Source organism: Kothea flammea (assembly GCF_052161645.1).
Classification (GTDB): domain Bacteria; phylum Planctomycetota; class Planctomycetia; order Pirellulales; family Pirellulaceae; genus Laterigemmans.
The window spans coordinates 4,188,590-4,204,032 of the sequence record NZ_CP197414.1 but is presented as its reverse complement, the minus strand read 5'-3'; the positions used below and the strand labels follow the sequence as shown (position 1 = coordinate 4,204,032).

Below are 15,443 nucleotides of genomic sequence, written 5' to 3'. Positions count from 1 at the left end.
CGGGTGCTGGCTCTGTTCCGGGTGCTGGCCTGGGACTCGGCTGGACTCCGGGCTTGAACCAATCCGGCATTGTCGGCCGCGTACCAGCCCCGGGCCTAATCCCGTTTTGAATCTTCCCCGCATCAATGGCTGGGCGTGTACTTGGTCCCGGAGCGGTTGGTCGGGTACCTGGGCTTGGCGTCGGGCGCGTCGACGGGAGGGTCGTCGGCCGAGTTCCTGGAGGGGGCGATTAGGGATTGCTGTTCGTGTTGGCGAAGGACGCTGATTTCCGAGACCTGGGGTTGGCCGAGTCGCAGGTAGCGGTCGGGAAACCGAAGGTATAGCGGGGCGACTCATTGAAGGCGAACGGTTGATCGAAGGGCGAGCTGCGCCGGCACGCATGCCTCCGCCACCACCTGCTCGACCGCCGCGTTGTGCCCACACCTCGTGTTTTGCTGACGCGACCAGCACGACCAATGCAGCGAACCAGGCAAGATAAAATCGCACATTCATTCAGATTCTCCTTCATGATCGCGAGTGGCATCGGCCCCTGCGTCTGCCAGACGCACGACTTTGACCTCTGGAATGTTCGGTTGAATTTCTCCCGCGATTTCCCGATTGGTCGATTGCCATAGAAATGCATCGTTGTCGAGAAAAGTGATGATGTTGATCGCGGACGCGCGTTCGCCGCTGGCTAGAACGAATGAAGTTTTTACTAGCCAGCGATTCTCATCCTTGATCCATCGTCCTGATCCAAAGCCACCGGCCGAATCAAAGGTCCACGAGCGTAGCTGACCCTCGATCGGATCCCAGCCAATGATCTGCGTTCCCTTCAGCGAGGCTTCCCCCTCAGCCGAAATCTCAAACTTACGCGTGAAGAAACGTCCTTCGTGCGACCAGTCACACTGGGTGGTGATAGTGGCCCCCTCTCCTCTGTCGATCCACCTCCCTACCATCCAACCAAGTTGTTTAAGAGGGGATTCCGACGACGCGTTCGCGGGATCGTTTTTGTCAATCTGCTGAGCCTCAGGTTCAACTAGCCCAACTTCTCTGGTTTCTTGGCCCGAAGCTAAACACGGGGCAATTGCTAATAACAAAGCGAAGAGCTTAAAGTTCATTTCGCCTTTGCTCCAAAAATCGCGAGACGTGGAATCGGAATAGTCGGTTCAGAAATATGACGACACATCGATTATGCTTTTACGCCGCAGCTTCGGGGTGCAATTTGCATTGTCATTTGACGCCAATTAGTGCGTCTTTTCTCGGCAACTGTTGTGCCAAGCAAATTTTGAAGTGCAGACGCCGACGGAAAAACCATGAAAAGAATCCCGCTTGTTCGCAAAGTCGTGCTGCAACCCGCGTTTGCGTTTCTGCAAAACGAGGGTATTCCGCTAGGACCGCACCTCTGCCGCGCCAAGCTTTCGCCCCCATCACCGAACAGCTCAGATTCGCTGATACCCTTGCATCAACTTTGCATCTTCCTTAATTCTTTCAGTCGCGCCGAAGGCATACATGACTTAGGTTTCCGTATTGCTGGCTATCAAGGAATCGGGAGCTTGGGCATTTACGGAAAAATCGTGATGCAAAGTTTTACATTACACGAATTCGTCCAGCACTCGATAAGACTTATCAAATCTTATAATTCTGGACTTCAAATTTGGACAGAAAAGCACGGACAAACTATAAAGTACTGTCAAATGTATGATCATTCGTTGCCTTCGGCGATGACCACAGAGATTGTTCAATTGGGCTTGGCAAATGCCCTAGCTCATGCCAGCTTGGCAACCAGCGCGACTTTCGCGCCTAATCGAATTCAGATCCCTACGGACCCGCTGGATCTAGCGTCGCACTTTAAGGAACTGAAGGATGCACCAGTTGACTTCAATCGCCCTTATTTATCCATATGGTTTGACCAGCGTCTGCTAAGTTGTCCGCTATCTGCTCAAGTCTCGCGACTGGCAGCATTGGGATTTAACAATGATGAACGCAACAAATTTCTGAGTAGTGCTCCAGCGACTAAATTTATGGAACAATTGGAGCAGGTTGTCCTGACACTACTGGGTAGCTCAGCACTGAATCTGCAATCGGTTTCTTCCATAATCGGCTGTAGCCCGCGGACAGTGCAGAGACGACTGGCGGAAGAGGATTTGGATTTTGGCCAACTTCTCCAGTCCATCCGCTTTCGCACGGCGCAAAAACTCCTCCACGACCCGACAATGCCGTTGGCCGAAATCGCGAAACGTCTCAGTTATGCCGACTCGGCCAACTTCTCCCGTGCATTCAGACGTTGGACGGGGATGGCACCGAAGGAATTTAGCAACATGCATTTTCGCGAAGAGTAGCGCCCTATTCTCCGGATCAACCTGACACATTGAGCGACATTCATGAGACCTCGCTTGTGCTAGCCTCCCTGTACACAACGTTCTCCCGCACTAACTCTCTGGTTGCGGCAGTGATTTCAGGCTGCTTTTTGCAGCACTTTCGAAATTCGCGTCCCGATAGATTGCCACTTCTGACGCTCGGGCGATCAACGCAGCTTCTGCTCCCGGTTTGGAGATGGCAGTCTAAAAGGGAGCCACAGTGGCAGCCGAAAACGACTGTTTTGGCAGTCGAAAAGAGAGCCACTTGGTGGCCTAGTTTCACGGCTGAAGTTGTTTAACGCTTTGCTTTCTGGCTCTGCTTGAGCCTGTAGCTCTCACCATCGATTGCCAGAATCTCGACTCGGTGAGTCAATCGATCCAGCAACGCACCTGTCATTGGCTCGTCTCCCGCGAACGTCTGGGGCTACTGGGCGAACGGAAGATTGCTCGTCACGATCACGCTGACTTGTTCATAACAAAGACTGAAAAATCCAAAGAGACTTTCCGCCGGCTTGATCGATCGGTAGATACCCCAGCTCATCGATTACGATCACGTCAAGCTTGCGCAAGCTGGACTCCAAGCGGCTCACAACGCGCTCTTCACGCGCCTCGCGGTACGTGTTCACGATCGAAGAAGCGGTGAAGAACTTGGCTCGATACCCTATATGACAGGCGCTCACGCACAATGAGATCGCGACATGAGTTTTCCCGACACCCGGGGGCCCTATCCTCACTACGATTCCGATCCGTCCAATCGCGACCTACTGCCCCCCACGCACGCACGTCCGGTGAATTGTTTCATCAAAGAGGCGACTGACCTTTTTACTTGACGTTGACGGCGTTACTCGCACCCGGCTCGACCTGCCAAACTTCCTGCAAAACCTTGACCATCGCCGGGTCGTGTTGTTGCAGTTCCTCGCGATCAAAGGGGAAGAAATCATTGCGGCCAAAGTAGGCTTCCGTGGATTCCGCAAAATACTCTTGCGCGTTGGTGAGCGCATAGGCTTTTTCTTTATTTCCGTCGTTCCGCAGCACCACATCGTAACTGCCGCTATTACGTGCCCGCTCGAACGCGGTTTTGATCAGGGCGTTGTCGAACCCGAGCACTTGGTAGTGGTACGCGTGGGCAAGTTCATGCAGCACGATAACCGGCATCCGCTCAATCTCACGCTCGAAAATCGCCGTGGTGGTGAATTCGACGCATTGATAAAGCTCCTTCAAGCGACCTTGTTTTTCGAGCCACTCTTTGTCGGAATGATATTCAGCCTTCGGACGAACGCCGGCGTAAGGTGGCGAGAACCAAATCGGCACCGTGCGAACGAACGCCAACGGCTCCGCAGGCAAAACGCGGATCACGATGCGAAGTTGCTCGGCGAGCAACTCCAACGCTCGCTGCGTTTCCTCAGGTTGCTCCTGGGACAATCGCTCGCTGACCCGCACGACCCAGCCCTCCACCTCGTGCGTGGCACACCCGGCAATCGGTGCGGGCAACGCGGCCCGCTCGTCGGCAACACAGCATCGCATCGACGACGCGGTTACCGATAGAAATATGAGAACGGCGAGCATCCAAGGGTGATGTGAATTCACGATGATACCTGAGGTTCAAGCAAAGAGGCGATCTGCTTCCTTATAATAACGCAGCGACCAAAACACTGCGAGGATTCGCCTAGCTTGTTGGGTTTTGTCCGATATCGAGGCCGGCCGCCTCGGGCTTGCCGATTGCAAGCAGGATTTTCAGACAAGCTGTATAGCCAATGCGTTAGGACGTTACGAAGACAGAGGCACAGAGAGTACAGAGTTCTGTGCCCGGTGCTTCTGTGTGCCTCTGAGACGGGGAACGGCTATAAGAGTCGGCCTTTCATCCAAGGTGCTGAATTCAGAAAGTTGGCAATCGCGCTGCCGGGAGGGACGACTTGATCGCACTCAACGCGCATCGCCTCGCTCAAACTCATCTTCATGACAGGCAAAACATCCTCTAGCTGGGCTAAAGTTCGGGGGCCGCAAAGTGGAGCCGTGACGCCAGGCTGATCTTTGACCCATAGCAATGCCAGGTGGGCGGGACTGATATCGAAGTCGCGCGCCACCCTCACAAACTGCTGGCCGGCGTCGGCCGCTCGATGAGTGATTCGCTCAGCATAAATCCCGCCGCGTCCGAACCGTGGCGTATCAAACGACTCCGGTTTGCTGCTGTCGTAGCGGCCTGTTAGCAGTCCCATCGCCAAGGGAGACCAAACGAATACCGCCAGTCCTGAGGCGCTCGCGGCCGGAAGGATTTCATTTTCAACACGTCGGTCCAGCAGATTGTAAGGCAACTGCTCAGAAACCATGCGAATCAGACCTCGGTAATCGGCGAGCATGGAAGATTCAGTGATCTTCCATGACGGAGATGTTGTGGAGCCGGCATAGCGGATCTTGCCTTGGCGCTGTAAATCCGTCAGCGCGCCAAGTGTTTCTTCCAAGGGCGTTTGCATACAAACTCGGTGCGTTTGATAAAGGTCGATGTAATCGGTTTGCAGGCGACGTAGAGAATCTTCACAAGCCTTGATGAGGTGCTTTCGGGAATTGCCTCGATCGTTGATTCCTTTGTTACCGACTGGGTAGTAAGCCTTGGTCGCAAGAATCACATCGTCTCGCCGGCCGTTTTCCTTCAAACAACGACCGATGATTTCTTCGCTCTGGCCGTTGGCGTATCCATTGGCGGTATCGATCAGATTGATGCCATTATCAATCGCACAGTTGATGATGCTGGACGACTCTTCAGCCGATGTCGGATTCGCAAAATTGTCGCATCCCAAACAAATCGGTGAAACGTACAGTCCAGTGCGTCCTAAGGGACGGTAAAAACTATGGTCTAGCATGCCGTGTAACCTCCATCGACGGTAATAGAGCTTCCCTGCATGTAGCTTGATGCATCGGAGAGCAGGAAGAGTGCGGCCGCTGCGATCTCATGCGGATCGGCAAGACGTTTCTCCGGGATAGTGGCAGCGATCTGCTTGAGCTTTTCGTCGATTTCTTGCTGCGTCAGCGAACGGCCTCGCTCCGAGGCGAGCATGGGCGTATTGGTTTCGCCCGGGCGAATTTCATTCACGCGAACGCCACTGCCAGCCAAGTCGAGCGCTGCGCTGCGTGTAATTTGGCTGACGGCCCCTTTCGAGGCACAGTAGGCCAACACGCCGGCAGCACCAACGTCACTCCAAATCGAGCTGACGTTCACAATCGAGCCGAACCCCTGTTTCTTCATCACACGAGTGGCGGCGCGGCATAGATAGAAGCAACCCTTGACGTTGACATTCATGACGAAGTCGAACTCCTCGTCCGTGCAGTCAACAATTCCGGTGCGTTTGAGGACCCCAGCGAAATTAACGATACCGTCAAGTCTTCCCCGCTCCTGAACAACGCGTGTCACCAACGCATCGCAATCGCTCGAACAGCTGATGTCGATCACACTTGGACAAGCGCCGGTCGTCTCGCAGGCCTGTTCCAAAGTCTCTTGTTGCCGGTCAGCGGCGTACACCACCGCGCCTTCATTGCACAACATCTCAGTCGCCGCGCGTCCCATGCCAGAAGCCGCTCCGGTAATGATGATGATCTTGTCTTTTAGGGTCATTTCGATTTTGACTTAGCTTGATGTTAGTGATGATTGAGTTCGCGAACGATTCACTGACGGTTCTGGCGAATTGTATACGGAGCACTATCAAGCAACATACCAACCGCTTCAATGGTTACTTAGCTTGGCAACGGATAGGCAGATGTACAACGCATTTTGCGTGTGAGTCGAGTCTTTGCTCTGGCTGGCTCGAATACGAACCTTGACCAATCTCATCAGGAGTTCAGCCTGCTCGAACTGATCCAGTTCACGGCGCGATGCCTCGACGAGCGCATTGGCACGATTCAACTCAAGCAACTGGTTGGCTCGCTCGATGGTTGAGTGTGATGGGCGGATTTCGAGGATCCTGTTTTGTGACGGTGCAGAAGAAAACAGAGTTGCTACTTCGTGGAACAAAGACGATGCGGATGGCGCGGTCGACATAATGACTCCCTCGGTAGGCCAAGCGATATTTTACCCACCCAAAAGGAACAACTCTCAAACTCTCAGTTTTCAGCCGCCGGCAGTACTCTCTAAAGCCCCAATTCTGTTAACCCGCCTGCCCCCGTTAACCGAGAGAGTCCGAGATATTTCGCTTTCCTGGACGGGGTGGGGGCCAGGAAACGGGCGATTCTGGACGTTGGGCAGGCGGGAAGAGACGCGAAGTGCGGGGCGGCGGTTAACAAGAAAGCTGCGAAACCTAGGGTTTTAACGCAAAAAAGCCAAGGTAGAGACCTCGGCTTTCTGCGTTAACTATGTCAGACCAGTTTCGATACTGTTCTGAAAGGCTCCCCGAGCGCAACCCTCTTCGTAACAATACTCTCTACGCTCGAAATTCGTAAAGCCTTGCAGCACAAGGATTTACGAAGTTCGAGACCCATTTGGTCTGTTTTTCTACGAAGAGGTTCGAACTGTGAGTTAACACCCACTTCGAGGTTTAGAATAGCAGCGAATGCTTAACTGTTCAATGGTAGTTCCTGGTGGTACGACTGAAGCCGACAGCTCCACCAATATGTCGCAGGTGGCTAATGATCGCGAACGGGGAAGCGTCGTCAACAACGCTGCGGCTTCCTATCCTACTGCCGAGGCAATTCTTTTCTTCGTTTCCCATGTGAGACCGACTAACGCTCGGTCTAGCTTGCGGGAGATTCGGGAAATCTAATCGCCCCCCCAAATTCTCCATACTCCCAAAATCACCAGGCGGCCAGTTTCCAACTTCCGCGTCGAATATTGGCTTTTTCTTGTTAACCCCAGAGCAATTCGGGGAATTAAGTAACATGCGAAGTAACAGTCAACCAGAAGATGAGGCGGAGTTTGTCGCATTGCTGACCGCCAGCCAAAATGCGATTGCGTTTGCCGTGCGCGCGTTGATGCCGGGCGAGCGTAGCGTTGATGAGGTTGTTCAACAAACAAACGCCAGGATCTGGCAAAAGCGTGGTGAGTTTGAAGCCGGGACCAACTTCCGTGCATGGGCCGGTGCGATTGCGAGATTCGAAGTTTTAAACTACCGCAAACAGCAGGCTCGCGACGCTCGAATCAAGCTTTCCGACGAACTGGAAGACATCATCGTTGCTGAAACCGTTCGCATCGAAGACGAGACCCTCAGCCGCCAAGCGGCACTGCATGAATGTCTTAAGGGTCTAAAGTCCGAGAGTAGGGAAATGCTTTTATCGAGGTACAGCGGCGAAGAAACGCTCTCCCAGCTGGCTGAGAGGGTTGGCCGTTCGGTGGGTGGCATCAAAGTCACTCTAAGTCGACTCCGCACAGCTTTGTTGGAGTGTATTCAACGTCGCCTACTTGCCGAGGAGCACTAAGGTGAATCCAGAAGAGCGACTATTGCTGATCGACTCGCTGATTGATGGCAGGATCGGCGAAGCAGACTTGTTGCGGATTGAAGCGGAGTTGATTGTTGATCCGGAGGTAAGGCAACAATATTACGACCGTTTGCAACTGAACATGTTACTGGCGCGAGAGGCTTCGGAAGCGTCCTCGATCCAAACGGAGAAGACTGTCTCCCAGCACCAGCGCATTGCTCAGTATCAACCTGTGAGTTGGGTCAAGATTCTTTCTGGGGCTCTGGTGACGCTAGCCGCCTCGGTCTTGCTGCTTATCTTCCTCAATCGAACAGACAGCAAGTCAACTTCGCGGGACAGCGAAATCGTACTTGTCGCACAGGTGGAGCCGTCCGCGAGTGGCTTTGCTGTTCTCAGCGGTCAGGACGGTGCTGTTTGGTCCGGCAGCCCGCTGGTCGAAGGTGATTTATTGCCGTCAGGTGAATTGCATTTGAAGTCCGGACGCGTGCACATCGAGCTTTTTAGCGGCGTTCAGATGGTCATCGAAGGCGACGCGCAGTTTTCAATCGATTCACCGATGCAGGTCACGATGGATCGTGGTATCGCACGAGCGCGTGTTCCGGAACCAGCCCAGGGGTTCAAGATCAAAACGAACAATGGGGACGTCATCGATCTTGGAACAGAGTTTAGTATCCATGTGGACAACGGTGGCGCCGACGTTCATGTGGTCGATGGTGAAGTGGAACTTCAGCCTCGGAACAGCGATTCGCTTCGGATCGACGCTGGGTTCTCGCGCCGCATGTCTCGTTTGGGCGAGCTGGTCGAAGCCTCAGCACCATTACTTGAATCCGTCGGGCCAAGTGAGTTTCAAAGTTTATTGCGAGACAAGCAGAAGAAACGATTCGCCGATTGGGTGAAAGCTCGGCGTCAAATCGAGACAGACCCACGTTTGGTTGCCTTCTATCAACTTCAATCCAAACCATCGCCGGGCAATCGAATCGCGAATCTTGCCGGTGCGGCCCCCCTGTCTTCGTCGGTTGGATCCGTCGTCGCCGCGACACCGACGACGGATCGTTGGGGCAACAGCGATGCCGCTCTAGATTTCAGTCGCGTTGGAAGTCGAGTGCGTCTGGAAGTGCCGGGCGAGTACCACAGTCTGACCATGCTATGTTGGATAAAAATCAATAGCCTGGATCGCATGTACAACTCGTTGTTCTTGACCGACGGACACGAAGACCGAGAACCGCACTGGCAACTGATGGATGATGGGAGGATCTTCTTTTCCGTCAAACTTCCTCGACCAGATGGCGATTCCGATTTCATTCAGCCTGTTTTCTATTCGCCAAGCATCTGGGACGCCTCGCTCAGCGGTCGCTGGATCATGTTGGCTGTGACGTATGACGTCGATCAAGCACGAGTAACCCATTATTTAAACGGGCGTCCGATCAGCAGCGAGTCAATTCCCGAAAATCAAATCGTGGACTCGATTCGCATCGGCCCTGCTTCGATCTGTAATTGGAGCGAGCCTATGTATCGCACGGATCCACAATTCGTGCTGCGCAACCTGAATGGCAGCATGGACGAGTTTGCCTTGTACTCGGACGCATTGTCCGCAGGTGAAATTTTGCAGTTGTATCGTGATGGAAGTCCAAATGAGCTCTAAATCAATCGTTGCGTCGGTCTTGGCGAGTTGGGTGTTGGCTGCGGGCGTTTACGCAGACGAGTCAGCCGAACGATTATTCGCATTGAAAGTTCAGCCGTTGCTCAATGACAAATGCTTAGGCTGCCACGGTGCCGATTCCGACGACCTCAAGGGCGAGTTCAGTGTGTTGACTCGCGAGGCGTTATTGCGCGGCGGTGAGTCGGAAGAAGCGGCGATCGTTCCCGGAAAGCCCGATGAAGGAACGTTGGTTTCGGCGATCAAATGGGAAGCACTCGAGATGCCGCCCAAAGAGAATGATCGGCTGACCGAACAACAAATCGAAATGGTTCGCAATTGGATCGAATTGGGAGCTCCCTGGCCTGATGAAAAGACTCAGGCAGCCTACCGTGAGGAAGAGGCTAGAAAGCGAGTGACGGACGAAGGCATGATTGTCGACACCAGCGGCGGTACATCTGAGCAATGGACCAGTAGAAGGTATGCGCAAGAAGATCTTTGGGCCTTCCTACCAGTCAAATCGAAAGCCGAGCTATTACCAGCCGACGTCGAACGCGACCGAGCGATAGATTTTTTCATCGACGCACAACTTGAGAAAGCAGGTATCCCAACATCGGCACTCGCGGATGCGGGCGATTTGATACGCCGCGCAACCTACGACCTAACGGGCCTTCCACCAACGCCCGCTGACGTCGCCGACTTCAACGAAGCTTACTCGAAGCAGCCGGATCAAGCTTGGGCTTCGCTGATCGAACGCTTGCTCGATAGCCCTCGATATGGCGAACATTGGGCCAGGCACTGGCTGGACGTCACCCGCTACGCGGACACGGGAGGCATGTCGAATGACTTTGAGCGTTCCAACATGTGGCGTTATCGAGATTACGTGATCCGCGCTTTCAATTCGGACAAGCCGTACAACGAATTCATCATCGAGCAACTCGCTGGTGACGAGCTGGCTGACGCGGCGGTTCGTGCCAGGAACGGTGGTTCCTTGGATGCTGTCAATCAGGCTCAAATGAAAGGCACGTACAACGAGCAAGAATCGGAATGGCTTGTTGCTACAGGGTTCTTGCGATTGGGACCCTGGGACAACGCGATGATTGAGGCCGACGAAGCAAGACAGATCTATCTGGACGATCTGGTCAACATCACCGGCCAGACGTTCCTGTCGCAAACACTTCGCTGCTGCAAGTGTCACGATCACAAGTTTGATCCGATTCCCACACGTGACTACTACCGCATCTATTCAGCGTTTTCGACGACTCAAATGGCGGAAAGGCAGGTTCCTTTCTTGCCTCAAGAAGACCTAAGCCATTTCGACGTTGGAAAGGCTCATGTGCAGCGAATGCTTGACTTCGCCATCGCGGAAAAGAACAAGATAATCGACAAGCAGGAAGCGGCCGCAAAAGCTTGGTACAAGGAGCACGAGCTCCCATACAAACCTGAAAACGAACGAAAGGATGATCCGGACGAAATGAAACCGCCCCGACATGTGGGATTGGATCATGTCGAACAGGGACAGTTGAAAGTTCGAGAGCAGGATGTATGGATTTGGACACGCCGGCTAGAACGCAACGAGCCGATGGCGCAAAGCGTCTACAACGCGGCGCAGGCTGATTTAGCTTGGAATGGGGCTCGTAAACTGCGCATCAGTCGCAAGCACGCCGATGCCGATCCACCAAAAAGTTTTATCTTGACCGGCGGTGCATTAACGGCGCTGGAAGATCGCGTTTTTCCTGGTGTGCTCAGCGCTCTAACACTGAAGGTTACATCGCAATCAGAGGATCCCTATCTGGTTACCGACGACGTGAATGGTCGGCGGTTGGAACTAGCCAAGTGGATTGCGCATCCGGACAATTCGCTCACGACTCGAAGTATCGTCAACCGCATTTGGCAATATCACTTTGTCACCGGCATAGCTGGCAACGCCAATAACTTCGGCGGTAAAGGAGCCAAACCTACGCATCCGTTGTTGCTCGACTACTTGGCGAACGATTTCGTTGAAGGTGGATGGTCGATCAAACGAATGCACCGATTGATCATGATGTCGGACGTCTATCGACGATCGACGACCAAGACAGATGCACAAAAGCTCGCTGAGGTTGATCCAAACAATTCGTTGTTGTCGCATTTCCCAAGGCGACGCCTGACTGCTGAAGAAATTCGCGATTCGGTGCTGGCGGCAACGGGCGAACTGGTGCACTGTGAAGGTGGCTTGCCGGTTATGCCGGAGATCAATATGGAGGTCGCGTTGCAACCTCGCATGATTCAGTTTTCTTTGGCCCCAGCGTATCAACCTTCACCGACACCGAATTTGAGGAATCGACGTACGATTTACACCTATCGTGTTCGAGGCCAAGCAGACCCGTTCACGGAATTGTTTAACGAACCCAACCCGAACGAATCTTGCGAAATGCGAGAATCCGCTGCGGTCGCGCCGCAGGTGTTTGCACTGCTCAATAGCGACCTAATAATTGATCGATCTATCGCGATGGCGTTGCGTCTGCAATCCGAGCAGCCTGAGACGGCAGACCAGATACGCGCTGCATTCCAGTTAATTCTTTTGCGTGATCCGACGGAACAGGAAGTCGAGCGACTGAGCTGGTACGTAAAAGAGATGACCGCCTATCACGACAATGTTCATGCAGCGGAAGTGGAGTATCCAGCTAGTATCTCTCGTTCTTTGGTCGAGGAGTTTAGCGGCGAGCCTTTTGAGTATGAAGAGATCCTGCCAGTATTTGAAAACTACCACGCTGACAAGAAACCAAGTGAAGTGAGTTCAATAACTAGAGCACTCGCAGACATGTGTTTGCTGCTGTTCAATACCAATGAATTCATCTACATCGAGTGAGCCGCTGGCCGTAAGGCACCGGGCGTTAAACAACAATAAATACGAGACTCAGCAAATGAACTCAAGACGTGACTTTATCTATAGCCTCGGCGCATCACTCGGATCGGTTGCCTTTTCGTCGATGCTACAAGCAGACGAAGTGAAATCGTCGCCATTGTCGCCGAAACAGCCCATGCTTCCGGCAAAGGCGAAGAACGTGATCATGCTATTCATGGAGGGTGGTCCCGGTCACATGGACACCTTCGACCCGAAACCCGAACTTTCACGACTTCATAAGCAGGAATCAACACTTGCCTTCGGTCAGGAAACTGGATTCAAGTTCTTCGTTGGCAGCCCGTTCAAATTCCAGAAAGTCGGCAGCAATGGAATTGAAATGTGCGATCAGTGGAAGCACTTGGCTGATCCCTTCGTTGCGGATGAGCTTTGCAACTTCCGAGGTTGCCAGGCGGAGTCGCTGAATCATCCCGAAGCTCTCTTCCACATGAACACGGGCAGCCGACTGGGAGGTGACCCCGCGATCGGTGCTTGGGCAAATTACGGGCTCGGAACCGAAAATCGAAATCTTCCTGGCTACGTTGTCATGACCGAGCTGGCTTTGCCACAGGGCGGCCCAACGAACTGGAGCAACGGATTCTTGCCACCGTACTACCAGGGCACTCGATTGCGACCTGAGGGATCGCCCATCTTGGATTTGGCACCCCAAGGATTCAAGACTCGCGAGCACCAACGTCGCGCATTGGATGAGCTTGCGTGGCTGAATGAACAACATTTGCAAACCATCGGTGACGCGGATGAAAGGCTGTCGGCCCGAATGGAGAATTACGAGCTCGCTTTTCGCATGCAAACTGAAGTTCCGGGCGTAATCGATCTAGCGAGCGAGTCACAGAAGACTCAGGAGATGTATGGACTGGATGATGCCGACACAAAGGTGTTTGGGCGGCAGTGTTTGATGGCTCGACGGCTGGTCGAAAGTGGCGTCCGCTTTGTCCAGATTTTTAGTGGCGGATGGGATAGTCATGATTACTTGGAACGCGGCCACACCTCTCGCATCAAGAGTGTCGACAAACCGATCGCGGCGCTGATTCGCGATTTGAAGCAGCGAGGGATGCTTGAAGACACGCTGGTGATTTGGACGGGTGAGTTTGGGCGAACGCCAGACAATAACAAACGCGGCGGAGTATATTCGCTAGGACGAGGTCACAACAGCCAAGCGATGACGATGTTGTTCGCCGGTGGCGGAGTCAAGCCAGGCGTGGTGGGTGCGACCGACGAATTAGGGTCTGCAGCGGTTGAGTGCGTGCATCCAATTCGCGATCTTCATGTCACGTTGCTTCACTTACTGGGACTCGACGACAACAAGCTGACGTACTTCCACGGAGGCCGATATAAGCAACTGTCGCAGTTTGGTGGCGAAGTCATCAAAGAGATTATTGCCTGATCCGTTGGGACGGTCTGCATAAATCGCCAAGTCACGCCCTCTTGCTCTGCTTATCCCTAGAAACGAATCGAACTAATTCATGAAAACCCGTTCTCATTACGTGTGCAAGTCAAGATTTCTTATGGTCCTGACTTTAGGTTGGATCTCAGCTTCGATGACGCTGGCTGCGGATCGGCCGAACATTCTTTACATCATGTCAGACGATCATGCGGCACACGCTATATCTGCATACGGCGGTCGTCTGGCAGAAATTGCACCCACGCCGAACATCGATCGACTCGCCAAAGAAGGTGCTTTGTTTACCAACACGTTTTGCACCAACTCGATTTGCTCCCCATCGCGAGCCTGCGTCCTGACGGGCCAGTACAACCACGTCAATGGCGCTTTTGATCTTGATGGAAGTGTTGCACCGGGGAAGCAAATGCTGGCGATTCAAATGAAGCAGGCTGGCTACCAGACAGCCATGATCGGCAAATGGCACTTGAAAGAAGAACCGGCCGATTTTGATTACTACTGCGTATTGCCAGGACAAGGCGAATACCACAATCCGGAGTGTCGCGTTCGTGGCGAAAAGCCGTGGGGCAAGAACCTGATCAAGGCCGATGGCAAGCATGTGACGGACGCGATTACCGACATCACTCTGAATTGGTTGAAAGAGGGACGCGACTCCGAGAAGCCTTTCTTCTTAATGCACCACTTCAAAGCGCCGCATGACTATTTCGACAATGCAGCCCGCTACGAAACGTACCTTCGCGACGTTGAGATCCCTGAACCAGAAACACTCTGGAGAAGAGATCCGAAGTTTGGCTCCATTGCCACTCGGGGTGCGGATGATGAACTGATTCCCCACATCGGAACTTCGATCGGTGGTCGCAATCCACGCCGTTCGTATTTGCAGGATCTGCCGAAGCTCTATCCCGACGAGTTTCCTGCGAACTACGATCCAAGCCATTTCACCGAGGAGGAGAATACTCGTCTCGCCTACAACGCCTATCTGAAGAAGTTTCTGCGCTGCGTCAAAGGGATTGATGACAACCTCGGTCGCTTGTTCGCATATCTGGAAGAGACCGGCCAGATGGACAACACGTTGATCATTTATACAGCCGACCAGGGATTCATGTTGGGTGAACATGACTATCAGGACAAACGCTGGATGTACGAGCAGTCTCAGCGGATGCCGTTCTTGGTGCGGTTGCCAGGAACGATCAAAGCGGGGGCTCGCTTTGAAACACTCATCGAAAATGTTGACTTCGCGCCAACGATGCTCGACTTTGCCGGCGGTGAGGTCCCCGAAAACGTTCAGGGACGCTCGTTTCGATCGCTCTTAGAAACCGGAGTCGAACCCGACCAATGGAAGCAGGAAGCTTATTATCGTTATTGGATGCACATGGCACACCACGATAACCCGGCGCATCTGGGTATTCGAACAAAAACGCACAAGTTGATCTTCTACTACGGCTGCAATTACGCCGGCGGCTATCGTACACCTCCCGGCTGGGAGCTGTACGATCTGGCAAGCGATCCACACGAGACGCGAAACCTGTTTCATGACCCCGATCAAGCGAGTCTTGTTGCTGAGTTAAAGCAGCGTCTTGCCGAGACTCGTTTGCGCGTCGGTGATGATGGGAGTCATTTTCCGGCCTGCGAGGCGGTGATCCAGGAGTTTTGGGACTATGACGCCGCTGACCAAGCCAAGTCGCGTGAACTCTCGCACCAGTATTTGAAGCGACGGCAGAATGAACTCCGAGCCAACAACCGATCAGTGCAAACTTGGAAGTGACA

General features: G+C 53.4%; 12 protein-coding genes and 1 pseudogene. 6 read left to right on the top strand and 7 right to left on the bottom strand.

What is annotated here, in order from left to right; translation table 11 throughout:
* Nucleotides 1–488: 488 nt before the first annotated feature.
* A complete protein-coding gene (locus tag SH139x_RS15905) occupies nt 489–1,097 on the bottom strand; it encodes a hypothetical protein (protein WP_488350758.1) in 609 nt (202 codons plus the stop codon).
* A gap of 195 nt (nt 1,098–1,292) precedes the next feature.
* On the opposite strand from SH139x_RS15905, the gene SH139x_RS15900 reads away from it, so the two are divergent.
* A complete protein-coding gene (locus SH139x_RS15900) occupies nt 1,293–2,318 on the top strand; it encodes a helix-turn-helix domain-containing protein (RefSeq protein WP_488350757.1) in 1,026 nt (341 codons plus the stop codon).
* Nucleotides 2,319–2,631: 313 nt separating this feature from the next.
* Here SH139x_RS15900 and SH139x_RS15895 read toward each other — a convergent pair.
* The 6 genes and pseudogenes from SH139x_RS15895 to SH139x_RS15870 all read right to left on the bottom strand — a co-directional run.
* A pseudogene (locus tag SH139x_RS15895) lies at nt 2,632–2,745 on the bottom strand (ATP-binding protein); the annotation flags it as partial.
* Between the two features lie 61 nt (nt 2,746–2,806).
* Nucleotides 2,807–3,070, bottom strand: coding sequence for an ATP-binding protein (locus SH139x_RS15890; RefSeq protein WP_488350756.1), 264 nt, complete (start codon nt 3,068–3,070; stop codon nt 2,807–2,809).
* Between the two features lie 88 nt (nt 3,071–3,158).
* Nucleotides 3,159–3,923, bottom strand: a complete 765-nt coding sequence (locus SH139x_RS15885) for a metallopeptidase (protein WP_488350755.1) — start codon at nt 3,921–3,923, stop codon at nt 3,159–3,161.
* Nucleotides 3,924–4,177: 254 nt separating this feature from the next.
* A complete protein-coding gene (locus tag SH139x_RS15880; protein WP_488350754.1) occupies nt 4,178–5,194 on the bottom strand; it encodes an aldo/keto reductase in 1,017 nt (338 codons plus the stop codon).
* Entirely contained in the window at nt 5,188–5,943 is a 756-nt protein-coding gene (locus SH139x_RS15875) for an SDR family NAD(P)-dependent oxidoreductase (RefSeq protein ID WP_488350753.1), read from the bottom strand. Before SH139x_RS15875 ends, SH139x_RS15880 begins: the two co-directional genes overlap by 7 nt.
* A gap of 108 nt (nt 5,944–6,051) precedes the next feature.
* Nucleotides 6,052–6,366, bottom strand: a complete 315-nt coding sequence (locus SH139x_RS15870; protein ID WP_488350752.1) for a hypothetical protein — start codon at nt 6,364–6,366, stop codon at nt 6,052–6,054.
* A gap of 833 nt (nt 6,367–7,199) precedes the next feature.
* On the opposite strand from SH139x_RS15870, the gene SH139x_RS15865 reads away from it, so the two are divergent.
* From SH139x_RS15865 to SH139x_RS15845, 5 genes are all read left to right on the top strand, one after another.
* Nucleotides 7,200–7,736 (top strand): sigma-70 family RNA polymerase sigma factor, encoded by a 537-nt coding sequence (locus SH139x_RS15865; protein ID WP_488350751.1) that lies wholly within the window; start codon nt 7,200–7,202, stop codon nt 7,734–7,736.
* A gap of 1 nt (nt 7,737) precedes the next feature.
* A complete protein-coding gene (locus tag SH139x_RS15860) occupies nt 7,738–9,378 on the top strand; it encodes a LamG-like jellyroll fold domain-containing protein (protein ID WP_488350750.1) in 1,641 nt (546 codons plus the stop codon).
* Complete coding sequence (locus SH139x_RS15855) at nt 9,368–12,223, top strand: PSD1 and planctomycete cytochrome C domain-containing protein (protein WP_488350749.1); 2,856 nt, start codon at nt 9,368–9,370, stop codon at nt 12,221–12,223. The genes SH139x_RS15860 and SH139x_RS15855 overlap by 11 nt, the downstream gene beginning before the upstream one ends.
* A gap of 55 nt (nt 12,224–12,278) precedes the next feature.
* Complete coding sequence (locus SH139x_RS15850) at nt 12,279–13,661, top strand: DUF1501 domain-containing protein (RefSeq protein ID WP_488350748.1); 1,383 nt, start codon at nt 12,279–12,281, stop codon at nt 13,659–13,661.
* A 121-nt stretch (nt 13,662–13,782) separates the two neighbouring features.
* Entirely contained in the window at nt 13,783–15,441 is a 1,659-nt protein-coding gene (locus SH139x_RS15845) for a sulfatase family protein (RefSeq protein ID WP_488350747.1), read from the top strand.
* The last annotated feature ends 2 nt before the right edge of the window (nt 15,442–15,443 follow it).

What these genes read in the sequence shown, in the direction of transcription:
- SH139x_RS15845 (WP_488350747.1), top strand. Translation starts at nt 13,783, where the DNA reads ATGGTCCTGACTTTAGGTTGGATCTCAGCTTCGATGACGCTGGCTGCG.
- SH139x_RS15865 (WP_488350751.1), top strand. Translation starts at nt 7,200, where the DNA reads ATGCGAAGTAACAGTCAACCAGAAGATGAGGCGGAGTTTGTCGCATTG.
- SH139x_RS15900 (WP_488350757.1), top strand. Translation starts at nt 1,293, where the DNA reads ATGAAAAGAATCCCGCTTGTTCGCAAAGTCGTGCTGCAACCCGCGTTT.
- SH139x_RS15855 (WP_488350749.1), top strand. Translation starts at nt 9,368, where the DNA reads ATGAGCTCTAAATCAATCGTTGCGTCGGTCTTGGCGAGTTGGGTGTTG.
- SH139x_RS15875 (WP_488350753.1), bottom strand. Translation starts at nt 5,943, where the DNA reads ATGACCCTAAAAGACAAGATCATCATCATTACCGGAGCGGCTTCTGGC.
- SH139x_RS15870 (WP_488350752.1), bottom strand. Translation starts at nt 6,366, where the DNA reads ATGTCGACCGCGCCATCCGCATCGTCTTTGTTCCACGAAGTAGCAACT.
- SH139x_RS15880 (WP_488350754.1), bottom strand. Translation starts at nt 5,194, where the DNA reads ATGCTAGACCATAGTTTTTACCGTCCCTTAGGACGCACTGGACTGTAC.
- SH139x_RS15850 (WP_488350748.1), top strand. Translation starts at nt 12,279, where the DNA reads ATGAACTCAAGACGTGACTTTATCTATAGCCTCGGCGCATCACTCGGA.
- SH139x_RS15905 (WP_488350758.1), bottom strand. Translation starts at nt 1,097, where the DNA reads ATGAACTTTAAGCTCTTCGCTTTGTTATTAGCAATTGCCCCGTGTTTA.